The following is a 15,704-nucleotide window of genomic DNA, read 5'->3' on the forward strand; positions in this document are numbered from 1 at the left end:
CCTCCTAAAAGGCCCAAAATCTCATCAATAGTATGTGAACTACTATCATAAGTATAGAGAATAGTGCCTGTTCTTTTATTACCCCATTTTTATCTTCCATCTCTAGTAAGCCTACTGGTAGTACGTTGAAGTTTCCTGCCATTGGTGTTAGAAGAGTACCGCAATAGCCTGCTGTCATTGCTAGAGCTGCCGCTATAGCTGGATCTGCACCTTGAGCTATAACAAATGGAACTCCAATTCCTGCTGTAATAACAGTAAAGGCCGCAAAGGCATTGCCCATTATAGCTGTAAATATTACCATGCCTAGGACATAAGCAATAGACCCAGTCCATGGAGAAATAGTTGGAATCATGCCACCGATTATTGATGCTATTACATCACCTACACCTGCAGCCGCAAAGATTGCACCAAGAGCCGCAAGTAATTGTGGAAGTATTGCAACTGCACCAACTTGTTGAACCATCCTATCTGATTGTTTCATCATTCCTGCAAAACTTGTTTTTGTCATAATCATTATAATTACAAGGGCTACAATTGCCGTAAAACCAAGGATTGATGAGCTTGATTCTGGTATAAGTTTTGCCAAGATTATTGCAAGGACTGCCATAACAATTACTGGTATGAAAATCTTGTTACCAAGTCTGTTTGATCCTTCAACTTCTGTAGCTTCATCATTAGTTATTGCACCTTTGACTACAATACCATTGATTAAGGAAATAATTCCTATCACTACTACAAGTGCTCCTGATACCATTGATGGTATTAGCTTACCAAAGGCAAATAATACACCAAGTATTATCCAAAAAGCCATTGTTGTCACTTTCTTATCATTATCCTCTGCCTTAAAAACTCTGTAAGCAGTATAGAAAAATTGTAGGCCAATTAGTACATAAATAAATTCCAAAAATTTCGCAAAGAATTCTTCAGCTGGCATTCCAAATATAGTCATTATTTGCCCCCTTTCATTCTCTTATCATCAATGATGTTTTTGATGACACCGAGTACTAAACAAATGATAGCAATTGGTAGTGATTTGCCTGCAATATCAGCATTAGTCACAGGATATCCAAGAGATTCCATTTGACCAACTATTAGCAAAACCCCGCCTGCACCAATAAAGGTATTTTGAGCAAAGAAGTTACCAAAGTTTTCCATTGCAGCTGCTCTAGATTTTAATTTCTCGCTATCTTTTTTCTCTAATTTGCCATTTTGTTTCTCATAAGATGCTTCTGCCATTGGGAATATGATTGGCCTAACAAATTGTACAAGACCATAAATTCTCATTGAGAAAAATCCTGCTAATTCCCTAAATAGTAGATATACACTGTACAATGCTCCTGGTGAAAGGTTGTCGCGTTTTTTTACTATTTTTTCTGCTGATTGTTTTAATCCGAATTGTTCAGATAGACCTATTACTGGCAAGGTGATTATAAATAAGGTTACTATCCTCTGGTTAACAAAGTTTTCGCCAAGTATACTAAGAAATTCTCCTATAGAAATTCCTGATACTAAAGCTGTGATAAATCCTGATAAAATAACTGTGAAAACAATATTTAATTTGAAAACAAAGCCAAGTACAATTATCAGAATACCAATTAGTTTTAAATATTCCATATAAATCCTCCTTTAAAATATTTATATAATCTTAAAATGAAAACTAGAAAATGTCAATAATTATAATTTTATTTTAATTGTTTTTCATTATTAACCTTATAGAATCTTCTAGGTTCTTTGTTAAGATTTTAACCTCTTGTAGCATATTTTGAAAATAAATACTACAGTATAATTATAATAAATATTACCTATAAATACAATTATAAAATGTAGTATATTATTTTTAGGAGGAGAATATGAACTTTAAAGAAATTAGCGGAATCGACTTGGAAAATAACTTGGATTCTTATGTTATTTATGATGTTAGAAGCAAAGAAGAATACAAACTTGGTCATATCAAAGGTGCTATTAACATTCCCTACGATGAAGTTGCAGATCATATTGATGAATTTAGAAATTTAGATAAACCAATAGTACTACATTGTAGGACCAATAATCGTAGCTCCTATGCCGCGTCCATCTTACAAGGAGCAGGTATTGATGATATTATTATTGCTCCAGGAGTGGCTTATTACGATTATAAATTGACAAAATAAAAGCTCCACAATCGGAGCTTTCCTTAGTCTACATATTAAAAAATTCTAGTATATCTTGGTAAACAATAGACCTATCTTCTTCATTAAGTATTTCATGACGCATATGATCATAAACTATATTGTTAATATCTGTATAGCCTGCTTTTTTAAGAGTATTAATGCTATCTTCAAGGCCCTTATCAGATCCTGTTACTATGTCATCTGCGCCTGTTGCAGATAAGATTTCTAAATCTGGGTTTTTCACCATGTATCTTCTAACTTTTGACATCTTATTATTCATATCTATAATTGCAACCACACCACGCTCTAAGAATGTTTGGACTCTTTGCTTATCATTTCTCTTGTCAATAACATTGTCCATATTATAGGAAATCCAAGTGTCATCACCCTTAAAACCTGGCAAAAGTGGGCTTAAGATAGCCGGTTGATATTTGTTGAAATAAAAAGTAATAATATTACCTAGAAAAAGTCCAAATCCAGCAACCTTGCTATGTTCAACAGTTCCAGTAAGTACTAGCTTATCTATAGTGTCGTCATACTTTTGTAGGTAAAGTCTTGAAATCATAGAACCCATAGAATGTCCTATCATATAAACTTTTAGGCCCGGATGAGTTTCTCTAGCAAATGAATTTACAGCATAGACGTCATTAATGACTTCTTCTGTAAGTCTCATATAACCAGTTGGATACTTTTCAGAAATACTCTTACCATGGCCCCTATGATCGTGGGCAATGACTGTAAACCCATTGGCATTTAGATACTTTATAAAATCTATATAATTATAAGAATGCTCTGCCATGCCATGGATTATATGTACTATCGCCTTTGAATCTGCCACTTCGTAGAGCCTTAGAAAAATATCGTGGCCATCATAATTTGTAAGATAAATCTCTTGGTGGTCATCAAAAATTCTCTTATTCCTAATAAAATACTTTCTAGTATTCTTAACCCCTTCAAAATCTCTAGTAATTTTAAAGTAATAAAATTGAGGAAAGAGAATTAATAAGGCTATTATAATCCAAATTGTTTTTGCGCTCATAAATCATCCTCCATTTTTCTCACATTGATAGCAGAAGGCCCCCTTGGCCCATCTTCTCCATCAAAAGAAACCCTATCACCTTGGTCAAGTTTTTTGTAGTCATCATCAGATATAATACTTGTAAAGTGAACAAAATAGTCAATTCCATCAGATGACTGAATAAAACCATATCCTTTTTTATTATCAAAAAATTTAACTATTCCTGTTTCCATATCATTTCCTTACTGCTTGAAATAGAATGCGCATCGTTTGATCATCCACCCTATCCATAGTATCCTCGTCAAACATTTTGACATCTTTAAATCCTTTTTGATGTAAAATATTTTTTATATATTCCCTCTCATATACCCTTTCTTGTTGGTATTCATAGATTCTTTTGTAGGAACCGTCTTCATTTTCTACAAAGAAATTTAGGTGCATATCTACTAGGTCATCTTCCATGAAATTATCCCAGGTGTAGAATATATCTTCGTATTCGTAGACATAGCAGTTTGAGCCAAATATTTCACGCATTTTATACTCGGAATTAATATCTAAGATTAATAGCCCATGCTCTTTTAGGTTTTTGTAACAGTTTTCTATTAATTTCTTCAAATCTTTTGGATTTGTCACATAGTTTATGGAATCTAGGAGTATTACTATCAGGTCGTAGGCTCCAGGATTTTCATATTCTACCATGTCATAGTAAATCAAATTGACATTGTCATTGTCGTATTTTTCTGCAAATACATTTAACATATCTGTTGATATGTCTAGGGCATCTATTTCTTTAAATTCATCAAAGAAAAAATTTGTAAGCATGCCAGAGCCTGCTGCAAGCTCTAGCATCTTATCTTTTTTTATATTATGTTTTTCTACCAAGCTTAAGATATTTTGAGCATATTTCTCATATTCTATATCAAAGCTTAGTTTGTCATATATATAGGAAAAATCTTCATACATTACTTATCTCTTATTTCTTCTAGTGAAGCCTTGGTTTTTTCTAGCAAATCTTCATAATTGGCAAGTTTCTCACGTTCCTCGTTAACAACGGCCTCTGGAGCCTTGTTTACGAAGTTTTGATTGTTTAGTTTGCCACTTGCTCTTTTTATTTCACTTTCTAGTCTCTTGATTTCATCATTTAGACGAGCTCTTTCTTTATCGTAATCCATCAAATCATCTAGACTCATTAGAACAGCGAATTCATTAAATACAAGGTTTACAAGACCTTCTTTGTCTTCATTAAATTCTTCTTTTAATAAGACTTTGACAACTCCAGCATTTGCAAGATTTACAAATTGATCTTTAAGCTCATCTAGTAAGTTCTTATATGATTCATTTTCTGCAAGGATTATCAGATCTTGTTTAGTTTTTGCACCTACATTTAGAGTTGCTCTTTGGTTTCTAATTGCTGTGATGGCTTCGATAGCTGAATTTACTGTAGCTTCTTCGTTTATAAATTCAAATTTTTCTTCAAAGCTTGGCCAATCTTCAACTATTAACATGTCTTTTTTGTCTGGTAGGGCAGAATAAATTTCTTCTGTAATAAATGGCATAAATGGATGAAGTAGGGCAATCATTTTGTTTAGAACATATAGTAATACTTTCTTAACATCTGCCTTAGCCTCTTCATCTTCTCCGTAAAGTCTTAGCTTAGCAAATTCTATATACCAGTCGCAGTATTCTTCCCAGATGAAATTTTCTATCCTAGATGCAGCTAGACCTATTTCGTAATTTTCTAGGTTTTTTGTAACTTCTTCGATTACATTGTTTAGGCGTTTTAGTATCCACTTATCTTCAAGTTCTAGATTTTTGATTGTTGAGAAGTCTAAATCGTCGCCTTCTTCTATGTTCATTAGTACAAAACGACTTGCATTCCAAAGTTTGTTGGCAAAGTTTCTGCTTGCTACAATTCTTTTTTCATCATAGCGCATATCATTGCCCGGGCTATTGCCAGTGATTAGGGTAAATCTTAGGGCGTCAGCACCGTATTGGTCTACAACTTCGATTGGATCTACACCATTTCCAAGAGATTTACTCATCTTGCGTCCTTGTGGATCGCGGATAAGGCCTGTAAATAATACGTGGTCAAAAGGCACTTTGCCTGTTGTGTAAAGGGATGAGAACACCATTCTGATTACCCAGAAAAATATTATGTCATAACCTGTTACAAGGATATCTGTTGGGAAGAAGAAGTCTAGCTTCTCATTTTCTACCGGCCAACCAAGTGTTGCAAATGGCCATAGAGCTGACGAGAACCAAGTATCTAGGGTGTCTTCTTCTTGGGTCACATGAACACCATCAAGCATTCCATGTTCATCTGGCTCATCTTCTGAAACTATTATTTCTCCATCATCGGTATAGAATACTGGCAATCTATGTCCCCACCATAGTTGACGAGATATAGTCCAATCGCGAATGTTGTTTAACCAGTTCATGTAGGTTTTGCCAAGTGATTCTGGTATTAGTTTAAGTTCACCATCTTCGTAAGCATCAATAGCCATTTTAGCAAGTCCATCCATTTTTACAAACCATTGTTTTGATATAAGTGGCTCGATTACAACATTTGTCCTCTCACTGTAACCTACAGCATGAGTTAGACTTTCGATTTTTTCTAAATATCCTTCTTCTTCAAGTTCAGCTACTAAAGCCTTACGAGCCTCATACCTTTCTAATCCAGAATACTTGCCATAGCCATCTTTTATATGTCCCTTTGTATCGATTACTACACATTGACCTAGGTCGTGGCGAGCTCCCACTTCAAAGTCATTTGGGTCATGAGATGGGGTTATCTTTACACAACCTGTACCATATTCCATATCTACATAGGAATCTTCTATTATTGGCAATTTTCTACCGACAATTGGGAGTATTACATTTTTGCCAATTTTATCCTTAAATCTAGGATCTTCTGGGTTTACAGCAACTGCAAGGTCGCCAAACATAGTTTCTGGACGTGTAGTTGCTATTGTGATGTAATCCTCGCTATCTTCAAAAAAGTATTTAATATACCAAAGATTTCCTTCTTTTTCTTCGTGGTAGACTTCTGCATCAGATATAGCTGTTTCAGCCTCTACATCCCAGTTTACTATCCTATTTCCTTGATAGATTAGACCATCATCGTACATTTTTTTGAAAACTTTTTTGACAGCACGAGTTAGGTTCTCATCCATGGTAAAGCTATCGTAGTCCCAATCGCAAGAAACGCCTATTGTCCTTAGTTGTTTTTTGATTGTACCACCATATTTTTCTGTCCAAGCCCAAGCTTCTTCTAGAAACTTATCGCGGCCTAGTTCTTTTTTTGTATGTCCTTCGCTACGAATCTTACCAACAACTTTTGCTTCTGTAGATATAGAAGCATGGTCTGTTCCTGGTATCCATAGAGCTTCAAATCCGGCCATTCTTTTATAGCGAATAATAATATCTTGGATAGTATTGTTTAAGGCATGGCCTAGGTGAAGTTGTCCTGTTACATTTGGTGGTGGCATTACTATAGTAAATGGCTCTTTGTCCTTGTTTACATCAGCCTTAAAGTAACCACCATCTTCCCACTTGTGGTAAATTTCTTTTTCAAATCCTAAAGGATTATATTTTGTGTCCATAAATTTCTCCTTAAAAAAAGTGGCAAGGCAATAGCTCTAGGACGAGTTATCGCGTTACCACCTAAATTTCTTTTTTAAAAAAAGACTCTCTCTTGCACTTATGCGTGCCACATGAAATATGAATAAAAGCAACCTTCAAAGGGTCAATTTAAAGATTTGCACCAACCATCTTCTCTCTAAAAAATCTTACCTTCTACTCCTCTTTTAATATTTCCTATTAACTAAAAATATTATATTTCATTTATCTTTTTTGTCAAAAAGTTTCACTTCTATGAAAATATTTGCCAGCTTATTATGTAGAGTTTTAGTTTAGAAACTTGTTTTTCTATTATATGTTAAATTATTTGCTAGCAATTGTTTTCATATTTTAATTTTGTGTTATAATATCAATAGGGTTAGAGAAAGGTGAAATTTATGGAATTATTTGTTTACATTATTTCCGATACAGATGGAGTAGGTATTACTCAACTATCCAGAAATGCTATGGAAAAATTTAATGTTACTTATAAAGAAAACTTATATGTAAATATCCATGATGAAATAAGTCTTAAAAATATACTCGAAGAAGTTGGCAAAGATCGAGGTCTAAAGATTATTTTTAATTCTCTAAACAACCCAGGCCATAACAGAACCCTAAAAGAATTTTGCAAGGACTATTCTATCTTATCAATTGACTTCACATCCTACTCGCTAAATAAAATTAGCAATTATCTAGGAATCCACCCTACTAATAAGGATTATTTAGAAGATGATAAGATTTACCATAGTTCAAAGAGAATTGATGCTATTGATTTTGCTATCAAATATGACGATGGCAAGGATTTTAGGGGGCTAGAATATTGTGATATTTGTATAGTTGGAGTTTCAAGATCATCCAAAACCCCACTTTCAGTATATCTTGCTAGTATAGGCTACAAAGTTTCTAATGTTCCACTTGTCCTAAATTCTAAGGTTCCAAAAGAACTCTTTGAGATTGATTCTAGTAAAATCTTTGGTTTAACCATGGATTATGATAGATTAGCTCAAATTAGAAAAGCTAGGCTAAATGTAATGCATTTATCCAAAAGCTCAACTTATAGTGACGAAGAATATATCAAAAAAGAACTAGCCTATGCTGAAGAAATAATGAGAGATTTGGATTGTAAAATCATAGATGTAACTAATCAATCAATAGAAGAAACATCCGATTATATCATCAGTAATATTGAAAAAGTTATTAATTGAAAGGAGATAATATGGCTGATAAATTTGTTTATAATTTTAACGAAGGCAACAAGGAGATGAGAGCCTTACTTGGTGGTAAGGGTGCTAACTTGGCTGAAATGACCAATTTAGGAATACCTGTTCCATACGGATTTACCATCACAACAGAAGCTTGTACAAGATTTTACCAAGAAGACAAAGCTTTATGGGAAAGCTTAAACGAAGAAGTAACAAACCACATCAAAGACTTAGAAGCAGCTAACGAAAAAACATTTGGTTCAACTGAAGATCCATTACTAGTTTCAGTAAGATCTGGTGCACCAATTTCCATGCCAGGTATGATGGATACTATCCTTAACTTAGGTTTAAATGACCAAGCTGTTATTGGTCTTGCTAAAAAAACTGACAACGAAAGATTTGCATACGACTCATACAGACGTTTTATCCAAATGTTTGCTGACGTTGCAATGGAACTTGACAAAAATAACTTCGAAAAACTTCTTACAGCTAAGAAAAAAGCAAAAGGCGTAGAACTTGATACAGAGCTTGATAGCAACGACCTTAAAGAATTAGTTGAAGAATACAAGGAAAAATATAAAGAATTAAAAGGCGAAGCTTTCCCACAAGAACCAAGAGAACAACTAGACCTTGCAATATCAGCTGTATTTAGATCTTGGGGTAACGAACGTGCTATTCTTTATAGAAAATTAAATGACATTGATGATGCAATGGGTACAGCAGTTAACGTTCAAACCATGGTTTATGGTAACATGGGCGATACATCTGGTACAGGTGTAGCATTCTCAAGAAACCCAGCTACAGGTGAAAACCAACTATTTGGTGAATACCTAATCAATGCTCAAGGTGAAGACGTTGTTGCTGGTGTAAGAACACCACAAGAAATCCACACCCTAGAAAAGGCAATGCCAGAAGTTTATGAACAATTTGCTGCAACAGCTAAAAAACTTGAAGACCACTACCAAGATATGCAAGATATGGAATTTACCATCCAAGAAGGTAAATTATTCCTACTTCAAACTAGAAACGGTAAGAGAACAGCTCAAGCTGCAGTTCAAGTAGCGGTTGATCTAGTAAACGAAGGTCTATTAGACAAAAAAGAAGCAGTATTAAGAGTAAACCCAAAAGATCTTGACGGTCTACTCCACCCTACATTTACAAATAAAGCTAAAGATACAAACGAAGCAGCAGCAACAGGACTTGCTGCATCTCCAGGAGCTGCAGTTGGTAAAATTTCCTTTACAGCAAAAGACGCTGCAAAAAGAGCTTCTGAAGGCGAAGCAGTAATACTTGTTCGTGAAGAAACATCACCAGAAGACCTTGAAGGTATGGTATCTGCACAAGGTATCCTAACAGCTCGTGGTGGTATGACAAGCCACGCTGCAGTAGTAGCTCGTGGTATGGGTAAATGCTGTGTATCTGGAGCAAGCGATATCCACGTTGACGAAGACGAAGGAACCATGAGAATTGGCGAAAATATCTATACTAAAGAAGATACAATCTCTATAGATGGGTCAACAGGTAAGGTTTATATTGGAAATCTTGAAACTCAATCCCCACAACTAGAAGGTAACTTCGAAACATTTATGGGATGGGTTGACGAATATAGAGATATGAAGATTAGAACAAATGCTGATACACCAAGAGATGTAAAACAAGCTCTAGAATTTGGTGCAGAAGGTATTGGTCTATGCCGTACAGAACACATGTTCTTCAAAGAAGACAGAATCTTCCAAGTAAGAAAAATGATTCTTGCAGCAGATCTTGAAACTAGAGAAGCAGCACTTGATAAAATCCTTCCAATGCAAGAAGATGACTTCTATCAAATCTACTCACTAATGGGTGAAAGACCAGTTACAGTAAGACTTCTAGATCCACCACTACACGAATTCTTACCAAGAGGAGAAGCTGAAATCAAAGATCTAGCTCATGACTTGGGTATTGAACCAAACCGTGTACGTGAAAGAATAGCTGAACTACAAGAAGTTAACCCAATGCTAGGCTTCAGAGGCCTAAGACTTGGCGTAAGATATCCAGAAATATCTAGAATGCAAGCTCGTGCTATAATCCAAGCTGCTATCCACTGCCATGAAGACGGAATCAAAGTTATACCAGAAATAATGATTCCACTTTCAAATGATGTTCATGAATTAAAATATGTTATAGACGAAGTAAACGATGAAATCGAAAAAGTATTTGAAGAAAAAGGCACAAAAATCGACTACCTAGTAGGTACAATGATTGAAATCCCTAGAGCTGCAATAACAGCTGACGAAATAGCTCAAATCACTGACTTCTTCAGCTTCGGTACAAACGACTTGACACAAATGACCTTTGGTCTATCAAGAGATGACGCTGGTAAATTCTTACCACTATATCTAGAAAAAGAAATCTATGAAAAAGATCCATTCCAAGTACTAGATCAAAAAGGCGTTGGTTTCTTAGTAGAAACTGCAGTTGAAAAAGGACTAAGCACAAACAAAGACCTACACCTAGGTATTTGTGGTGAGCACGGTGGTGAACCAAACACTGTAAAATACCTATACAATGTTGGACTTGACTATGCTTCATGCTCTCCATTTAGAGTTCCAATAGCAAAACTTGCTGCTGCACAAGCTGCTATAGAAAAAGAAAACAAATAAAAAATAGCCAGTAAATTTTATGAAGTGAACCAATAATTTAGGTTCACTTCATTTTTTATGACTATTATTTTAAGTGTTTTCTATAAAGTTTTACTAATAGAGTACTTCCATCTAAGTTTATATAAGCTTCATCCATCAAGTATCCGATAGTATTAAACTCCTCCATATCTGCAGTATTCATCAATCCCTCGTAATAGTGGTCGTACTCACTTACCCTAGGATTCATAAATACGCTTTCTAAATCCTTGGTATCGACACCCCTAGGATTTACTTGACCTTCTACTACAATCTTTGTCCTTTCTTCATCTATTGAAATATCAACATTTATATGAGAGTATTCATGGTAAGTATAGTATTCCATTATAAGATCTACTATTCTACGTGCGTTTTCTCTTTCTTTATTCATCCTTATACCTCTCAATTAAATTTCTAAATAATGGTACCAAAACTGCAGCAACAAATCCTCCTGCAAGTCCATTATTATATAAGTTTATACCACCGTGAATGAAACCGACATTTGTAGCAACAGCCTTATGTGAGAATCCTGCAAAAAGACCGGCTATTATACCAAACTCCCCAGCAATAGGTGCTATAGTAGTTGAAAACAGAGCTGTTAATATGGCTGGTGTTCCAGAAGGATCATACTTATTAAAAATACTCGCTATGAGAACACCTAGCATTATAGGAAGTATATTTTTGGGATGTTTTCCAAAAACACTAAAGCCCATTACAGTGAGAATACCTCCTAATATTGGTCCATTAGTAACTCCCCCACAAAATTTGACAAATAATATGCAGATAATACCAGTTATTCCAACATTAAAAATAACCAAATATTTATTAAACAAAATAGTAAAATCGCTTACTAGTCTACCACTTTGTTTGAGCAATTTCCCGTAGCCCCTAAGACCCTTATTATTAATCAAACCATAACATACAAATATTAGACATATGATTAGCATAAATACCATAGGATATAAGTCACTACCTGTATATATTATATTAACTTCTGGGATGAGCCTATCAAACATCCTCAAGTTACCAGCAATGATTATTCCTATAACGCCAAGGCTAAAGCCAACATTGTATAGGGAATATCCGTCATGGAAACTGATCATGCTTGCCGAAACAGGAATTATTATAAAACCTACCAATATACCGACAAGAGTGCCCAGGATAAGGCCTGTGATTATGTTAAAATTTAAGCCAAAGTAAAACAAAGATACAACTGGGCTAATACCAGTTACAAAGCACATAACATGCATATAATTTGATACTTCTAACTTTTTAAACTTACAATACAAGTAGACTCCAAGCATAAGTGGGATTGTATTTAAAATATTCTTGCCAAAAAAGGAGAAGCCCAAGACTGTAAATAGGCCAGATATGAGTGCACCTGTAAGCCTTGCCCCACTTTTATCAGCAACAAAAACTGAAAATAGTAACATCAAACCAGCATTTACAAAAGCTGCACCCATTCCTCCTATCTCCATATAATCAGAAACCAAAACAGATGGAGAAGTCAAAATATTTAATAACCCTTGGTATATATTTGTTATAGAATCTAATGACAGACCAAAAATAACAAATATTAAACTTGCTATATAAAAATCTCTATATCTAAAATCACTCAGTCGACTCATCTATATCCTCACTATCTGCTTGATATTTTTCTAAAAAATCTTCTACTATTTTCATATATTCATCATTGGCATTTTTTGGAAAAGACGCATGGTTAAAGCCATCTATCAGGTGAAGTTCCTTTTTATCATGGCTTATGGCCTTGTATAAATCCTCAGCCATATATGGTGGTGTCAAGGTATCGACATTTGAATTTGTAATAAGAACTGGCTTTCTTACATTTTTAATCCATTTTAAGCCATCAAAATCACTAAACTTTATCCCAACAGCAAATCTAGAATACCAATCCCCTGCCGCCATCAAATATGACATAGGTATATCTTGACCCTTTGTAGCGTCTTCCATCACTTCTTCAAGTAGGATTCTTCCATCAGATATACTAGAATCCAAAATCAAATAATCTATATAATAGTCTTCACGACCTGCAGCAATGATGCTTGTAAGTCCCCCATATGATTCTCCCCACAAGATTGACTTGGCATCTTGGTATTTTTCCTTGTATTTAGGAACTATATAGGACAAAACAGCAAGTGTATCATAAGATTCTAAAACTCCAAATGTGTTATAATCTACCATATTTTCACCAGAATTCCTTTGATCATAGGCAAGAACATCATAACCAATGTCCAAGAATCCTTCAACTAAATCTGCCATAGATTCTTTTGTCCCACCCATGCCGTGAACTAGAACTGCAATATTGTGGTTGCCTTCTTTTTGAACTAAAAAAGCTGGTACTTTTATATCAGAATTATCCTTTGGAATGTCTATCTTATAAAGCTTGTACTTATCGACAAGTTCATCATAGGATTTTTTGCTATAGGAAATATTTTCTACTGTCTCCTCACGTGACGCTGCATTGCTATAGCCTTGGAAAACTTGCCTACCAACAAAGGCTGTAAATCCTGTCACAGCAATAATAAAAATAGCAAGAATAGCAAGCAATACTTTCTTTAGGGTCTTTTTCATAATTCACCTCACATATTTTATATACTATACTTTTCCTTTATTATATAAAAATATTTTCCTATTGACAACGGATATTATTTTTTATACTATTATAGTAACTAGTTACTACTATAGGAGGCATTATGCAAGAAAATATCGATAATAAACAATATATTTTCGCAAGTATATTTATTTTGGCAAACAGGCTACAAACTGCATGTGAGAAGATCCAAAAAGATATAACTATGAAGCAATGGCTGATGCTTGCCTTGATAAGTAAGACAGATAGCAAGCAAAACTTAAGCGATATTGGAAAAATCATGGGATGTTCCAGACAAAATGTAAAAAAATTAGCAAGACCTCTTCAAGAAAAGGGATACATAGAATTTTTAAAAGGAGATAATAATTCCTTGAATATCATAACAACAGATAAGTTTGATCAATATTCAAAATCTATGGCAAGTAGACATAGTAAAAGCCTAGAATTATTGTTTGATGAATTTTCCAATGAAGAACTAATTAATATGGCTAAATATTTTGATAAATTTTTCCTAACTATAGAAAATGTAGAAGCATACGGAGAAGAGATTAATGAAGGGAAGTAAAAATACATTTATGATTATCTTTGGCATATTACTAACTATTGTAGGTATACTAATCATTTATTTTAATATATCATATTCCCCTATTAGAAATAATTTTGAGAATGATTATAAGCTACTAATTGAAAGATCAGCCGGTAAAAAAGAATATTTCAATAGCGAAGACTTTGAAAATTTTCCTCTACCTATTCAAAAATATATAGCTAATAATGGGTTTCTTGGAAAAGAGAAAATGGACTATGCTTATATTGAATATTCAAATATTGATTTTGCCCAAAGTCCTGAAAAGAGGATTAAAATCAACTATATCCAATATAATTTTGCTAATAAAGCAAACCGCATAGCCATGATCAAAAGTTCAATATTTGGCATTCCTTTTGAGGGTTACGATTATTATATAAATGGTCAAGGTGGTATGAAAGGTATGATTGCTAAGATGGTCACTTTGTTCCATGAAAAAGGCAAAGAAATGGACAAAGGAGCACTTTGTACTTACCTATCTGAATGCTTATTTATTCCATCAAGCATCATTTATAATGACAAGATTAGTTTTGAAGAAATGGATCCTTACAATATCAGAGCAAGTATTGATGATAATGGTACAAGTGTCAGTGGTATTTTTTCTTTTAATGAAGATTATGAAATCACTAGATTTTATACTGAAGATAGGCCAGCAGTAAAAGATGATGGTAGCATAGATTATATCCCTTGGAGTGCAAATATTTTATCTTATAAGAAATACAAAGATGGTATCAATATGGCAAGTCACGTTCAAATAATTTGGCATTATCCAAAAGAAGATTTCCTATATTTTGATGGGCATTTAGACAAATTAATCTACAAATAAAAAATAAGTCACGTAAGACTTATTCTTTATATCCAACCATTCTCTCCTTGCCCCAATAAAATACTGCCAGGGTACCTGGGCCAATGTGGCTGCCTATGGTTGGTCCAATATTTGAAACTTTGATTTCTTGATCTAGTTTTTTAAATTTATCTTTAATTAATTCAATTAATTCATCTACTATCTCTATATTATCAGCATGAGATATATAAATTTGATCATTGTAATCTAGACCATCATTGGCATTTGCTGCCATCTTATCTACAATTGTTTTTAATAATTTCTTCCTTGTTCTAATCTTGCTTGTCACTATCATATGACCTGTGTCATCTACTTCGATTAGAGGACTTATATGAAGCAAGCCACCAAGAGTAGCAGCAGTTTTTGATATCCTGCCTCCTCTAGCAACATATTCTAAGTTTTCATTTGAAGTGTAATTTATTACATGCCTTTTATTATCTTCAGCCCATTTATATAGGCTTTCTATATCCATGCCTTCTTTTTTCAGCTGAGCAAGTTTTGAAGTAAGCATACCAAAACCAGCTGATGCCATAACAGAATCAACAGCATACATCTTTCTTTCTGGAAACTCTTCTTTTAACAATTCAAATGCTTGAACTAAAGAATCAAATTGGCTAGACATTCCTGATGAAAGGCATAAGTGAATAATATCTTTGCCATTTTTAAGTATCGGTTTAAAATATTCTACATAAGTATTGGTATTTATCCTAGATGTGCTAGGGCTTGCACCATTTCTCATATTATCATAAAAAACTTTCATATCTAAACTTTGGCCAAAATCATCTAAGTATACTTGGCCATTTAATTCATAATTTGCATTAATAATACTAATATCAAGTTCATCAACAAAGCTAGGATCTAAATCTATGGTTGATTCAGAACTTAAAACATAATCCGTCATTATTTCCCCCTTAATTATTTGAGTCAGTCTAATAGATAAGTATTCATATATAATATACAATATAACGATTAAAAATAAAGATTTTAATTATAGTAAGAAATCGTACATTTAATATCA

The 15,704-nt window shown here is 33.9% G+C and carries 15 protein-coding genes; 5 read left to right on the forward strand and 10 right to left on the reverse strand.

All coding sequences use genetic code 11. The features are described from left to right. Positions 1–4: 4 nt before the first annotated feature. Both QNH69_RS07320 and QNH69_RS07325 read right to left on the reverse strand, forming a co-directional pair. Positions 5–949 carry a DUF979 family protein gene (locus QNH69_RS07320; RefSeq protein WP_282929838.1) on the reverse strand — a complete coding sequence of 315 codons (945 nt, stop codon included), beginning with the start codon at positions 947–949 and terminating at the stop codon, positions 5–7. Beyond that, the gene (locus QNH69_RS07325; RefSeq protein ID WP_282929839.1) at positions 949–1,614 is read right to left on the reverse strand and encodes a DUF969 domain-containing protein; all 666 of its coding nucleotides are present in this window, start codon (positions 1,612–1,614) and stop codon (positions 949–951) included. Before QNH69_RS07325 ends, QNH69_RS07320 begins: the two co-directional genes overlap by 1 nt. Positions 1,615–1,850: 236 nt before the next feature. Here QNH69_RS07325 and QNH69_RS07330 point away from each other — a divergent pair, with 236 nt between their 5' ends. Further along, positions 1,851–2,150 carry a rhodanese-like domain-containing protein gene (locus QNH69_RS07330; RefSeq protein WP_282929840.1) on the forward strand — a complete coding sequence of 100 codons (300 nt, stop codon included), beginning with the start codon at positions 1,851–1,853 and terminating at the stop codon, positions 2,148–2,150. Positions 2,151–2,178: 28 nt separating this feature from the next. On the opposite strand, the gene QNH69_RS07335 is transcribed toward QNH69_RS07330, so the two are convergent. The 4 genes from QNH69_RS07335 to QNH69_RS07350 are packed head-to-tail and all read right to left on the reverse strand — an operon-like array spanning position 2,179 to position 6,770. Continuing rightward, positions 2,179–3,189, reverse strand: coding sequence for an alpha/beta hydrolase (locus tag QNH69_RS07335; protein WP_282929841.1), 1,011 nt, complete (start codon positions 3,187–3,189; stop codon positions 2,179–2,181). Then, on the reverse strand, positions 3,186–3,401 hold the full coding sequence (locus QNH69_RS07340) for a cold shock domain-containing protein (RefSeq protein WP_044564984.1): 216 nt from the start codon (positions 3,399–3,401) through the stop codon (positions 3,186–3,188). The genes QNH69_RS07335 and QNH69_RS07340 overlap by 4 nt, the downstream gene beginning before the upstream one ends. A gap of 1 nt (position 3,402) precedes the next feature. After that, positions 3,403–4,131, reverse strand: a complete 729-nt coding sequence (locus QNH69_RS07345) for a class I SAM-dependent methyltransferase (RefSeq protein ID WP_282929842.1) — start codon at positions 4,129–4,131, stop codon at positions 3,403–3,405. After that, positions 4,131–6,770, reverse strand: coding sequence for a valine--tRNA ligase (locus QNH69_RS07350; protein ID WP_282929843.1), 2,640 nt, complete (start codon positions 6,768–6,770; stop codon positions 4,131–4,133). Before QNH69_RS07350 ends, QNH69_RS07345 begins: the two co-directional genes overlap by 1 nt. 414 nt (positions 6,771–7,184) lie before the next feature. On the opposite strand from QNH69_RS07350, the gene QNH69_RS07355 reads away from it, so the two are divergent. Both QNH69_RS07355 and ppdK read left to right on the forward strand, forming a co-directional pair. Beyond that, entirely contained in the window at positions 7,185–7,994 is an 810-nt protein-coding gene (locus QNH69_RS07355) for a pyruvate, water dikinase regulatory protein (protein WP_282929844.1), read from the forward strand. 11 nt (positions 7,995–8,005) lie between these two features. Next, a complete protein-coding gene (ppdK, locus tag QNH69_RS07360; RefSeq protein ID WP_282929845.1) occupies positions 8,006–10,633 on the forward strand; it encodes a pyruvate, phosphate dikinase in 2,628 nt (875 codons plus the stop codon). Positions 10,634–10,697: 64 nt separating this feature from the next. Here ppdK and QNH69_RS07365 read toward each other — a convergent pair whose 3' ends face one another. From QNH69_RS07365 to QNH69_RS07375, 3 genes are read right to left on the reverse strand one after another with little or no spacing between them, the layout of a single operon-like run. Next, positions 10,698–11,039 carry a hypothetical protein gene (locus tag QNH69_RS07365; protein WP_282929846.1) on the reverse strand — a complete coding sequence of 114 codons (342 nt, stop codon included), beginning with the start codon at positions 11,037–11,039 and terminating at the stop codon, positions 10,698–10,700. Continuing rightward, the gene (locus tag QNH69_RS07370; RefSeq protein ID WP_282929847.1) at positions 11,032–12,276 is read right to left on the reverse strand and encodes a DUF1576 domain-containing protein; all 1,245 of its coding nucleotides are present in this window, start codon (positions 12,274–12,276) and stop codon (positions 11,032–11,034) included. Before QNH69_RS07370 ends, QNH69_RS07365 begins: the two co-directional genes overlap by 8 nt. Continuing rightward, on the reverse strand, positions 12,260–13,240 hold the full coding sequence (locus QNH69_RS07375) for an alpha/beta fold hydrolase (protein ID WP_282929848.1): 981 nt from the start codon (positions 13,238–13,240) through the stop codon (positions 12,260–12,262). Before QNH69_RS07375 ends, QNH69_RS07370 begins: the two co-directional genes overlap by 17 nt. 122 nt (positions 13,241–13,362) lie before the next feature. On the opposite strand from QNH69_RS07375, the gene QNH69_RS07380 reads away from it, so the two are divergent. Together QNH69_RS07380 and QNH69_RS07385 are read left to right on the forward strand one after the other, a co-directional pair. Further along, a complete protein-coding gene (locus QNH69_RS07380; protein ID WP_282929849.1) occupies positions 13,363–13,824 on the forward strand; it encodes a MarR family transcriptional regulator in 462 nt (153 codons plus the stop codon). Continuing rightward, positions 13,811–14,668 carry a DUF6544 family protein gene (locus QNH69_RS07385; protein WP_282929850.1) on the forward strand — a complete coding sequence of 286 codons (858 nt, stop codon included), beginning with the start codon at positions 13,811–13,813 and terminating at the stop codon, positions 14,666–14,668. Before QNH69_RS07380 ends, QNH69_RS07385 begins: the two co-directional genes overlap by 14 nt. Positions 14,669–14,687: 19 nt before the next feature. Here the strand turns inward: QNH69_RS07385 and QNH69_RS07390 are convergent, their stop codons facing one another. Then, positions 14,688–15,587: a DegV family protein gene (locus tag QNH69_RS07390; protein ID WP_282929851.1), complete on the reverse strand. Its 900-nt coding sequence runs from the start codon at positions 15,585–15,587 to the stop codon at positions 14,688–14,690. Positions 15,588–15,704 lie beyond the last annotated feature (117 nt).

The sequence above is a fragment of the Anaerococcus sp. Marseille-Q7828 genome, assembly GCF_949769285.1.
In the GTDB taxonomy this organism is placed as follows: domain Bacteria; phylum Bacillota; class Clostridia; order Tissierellales; family Peptoniphilaceae; genus Anaerococcus.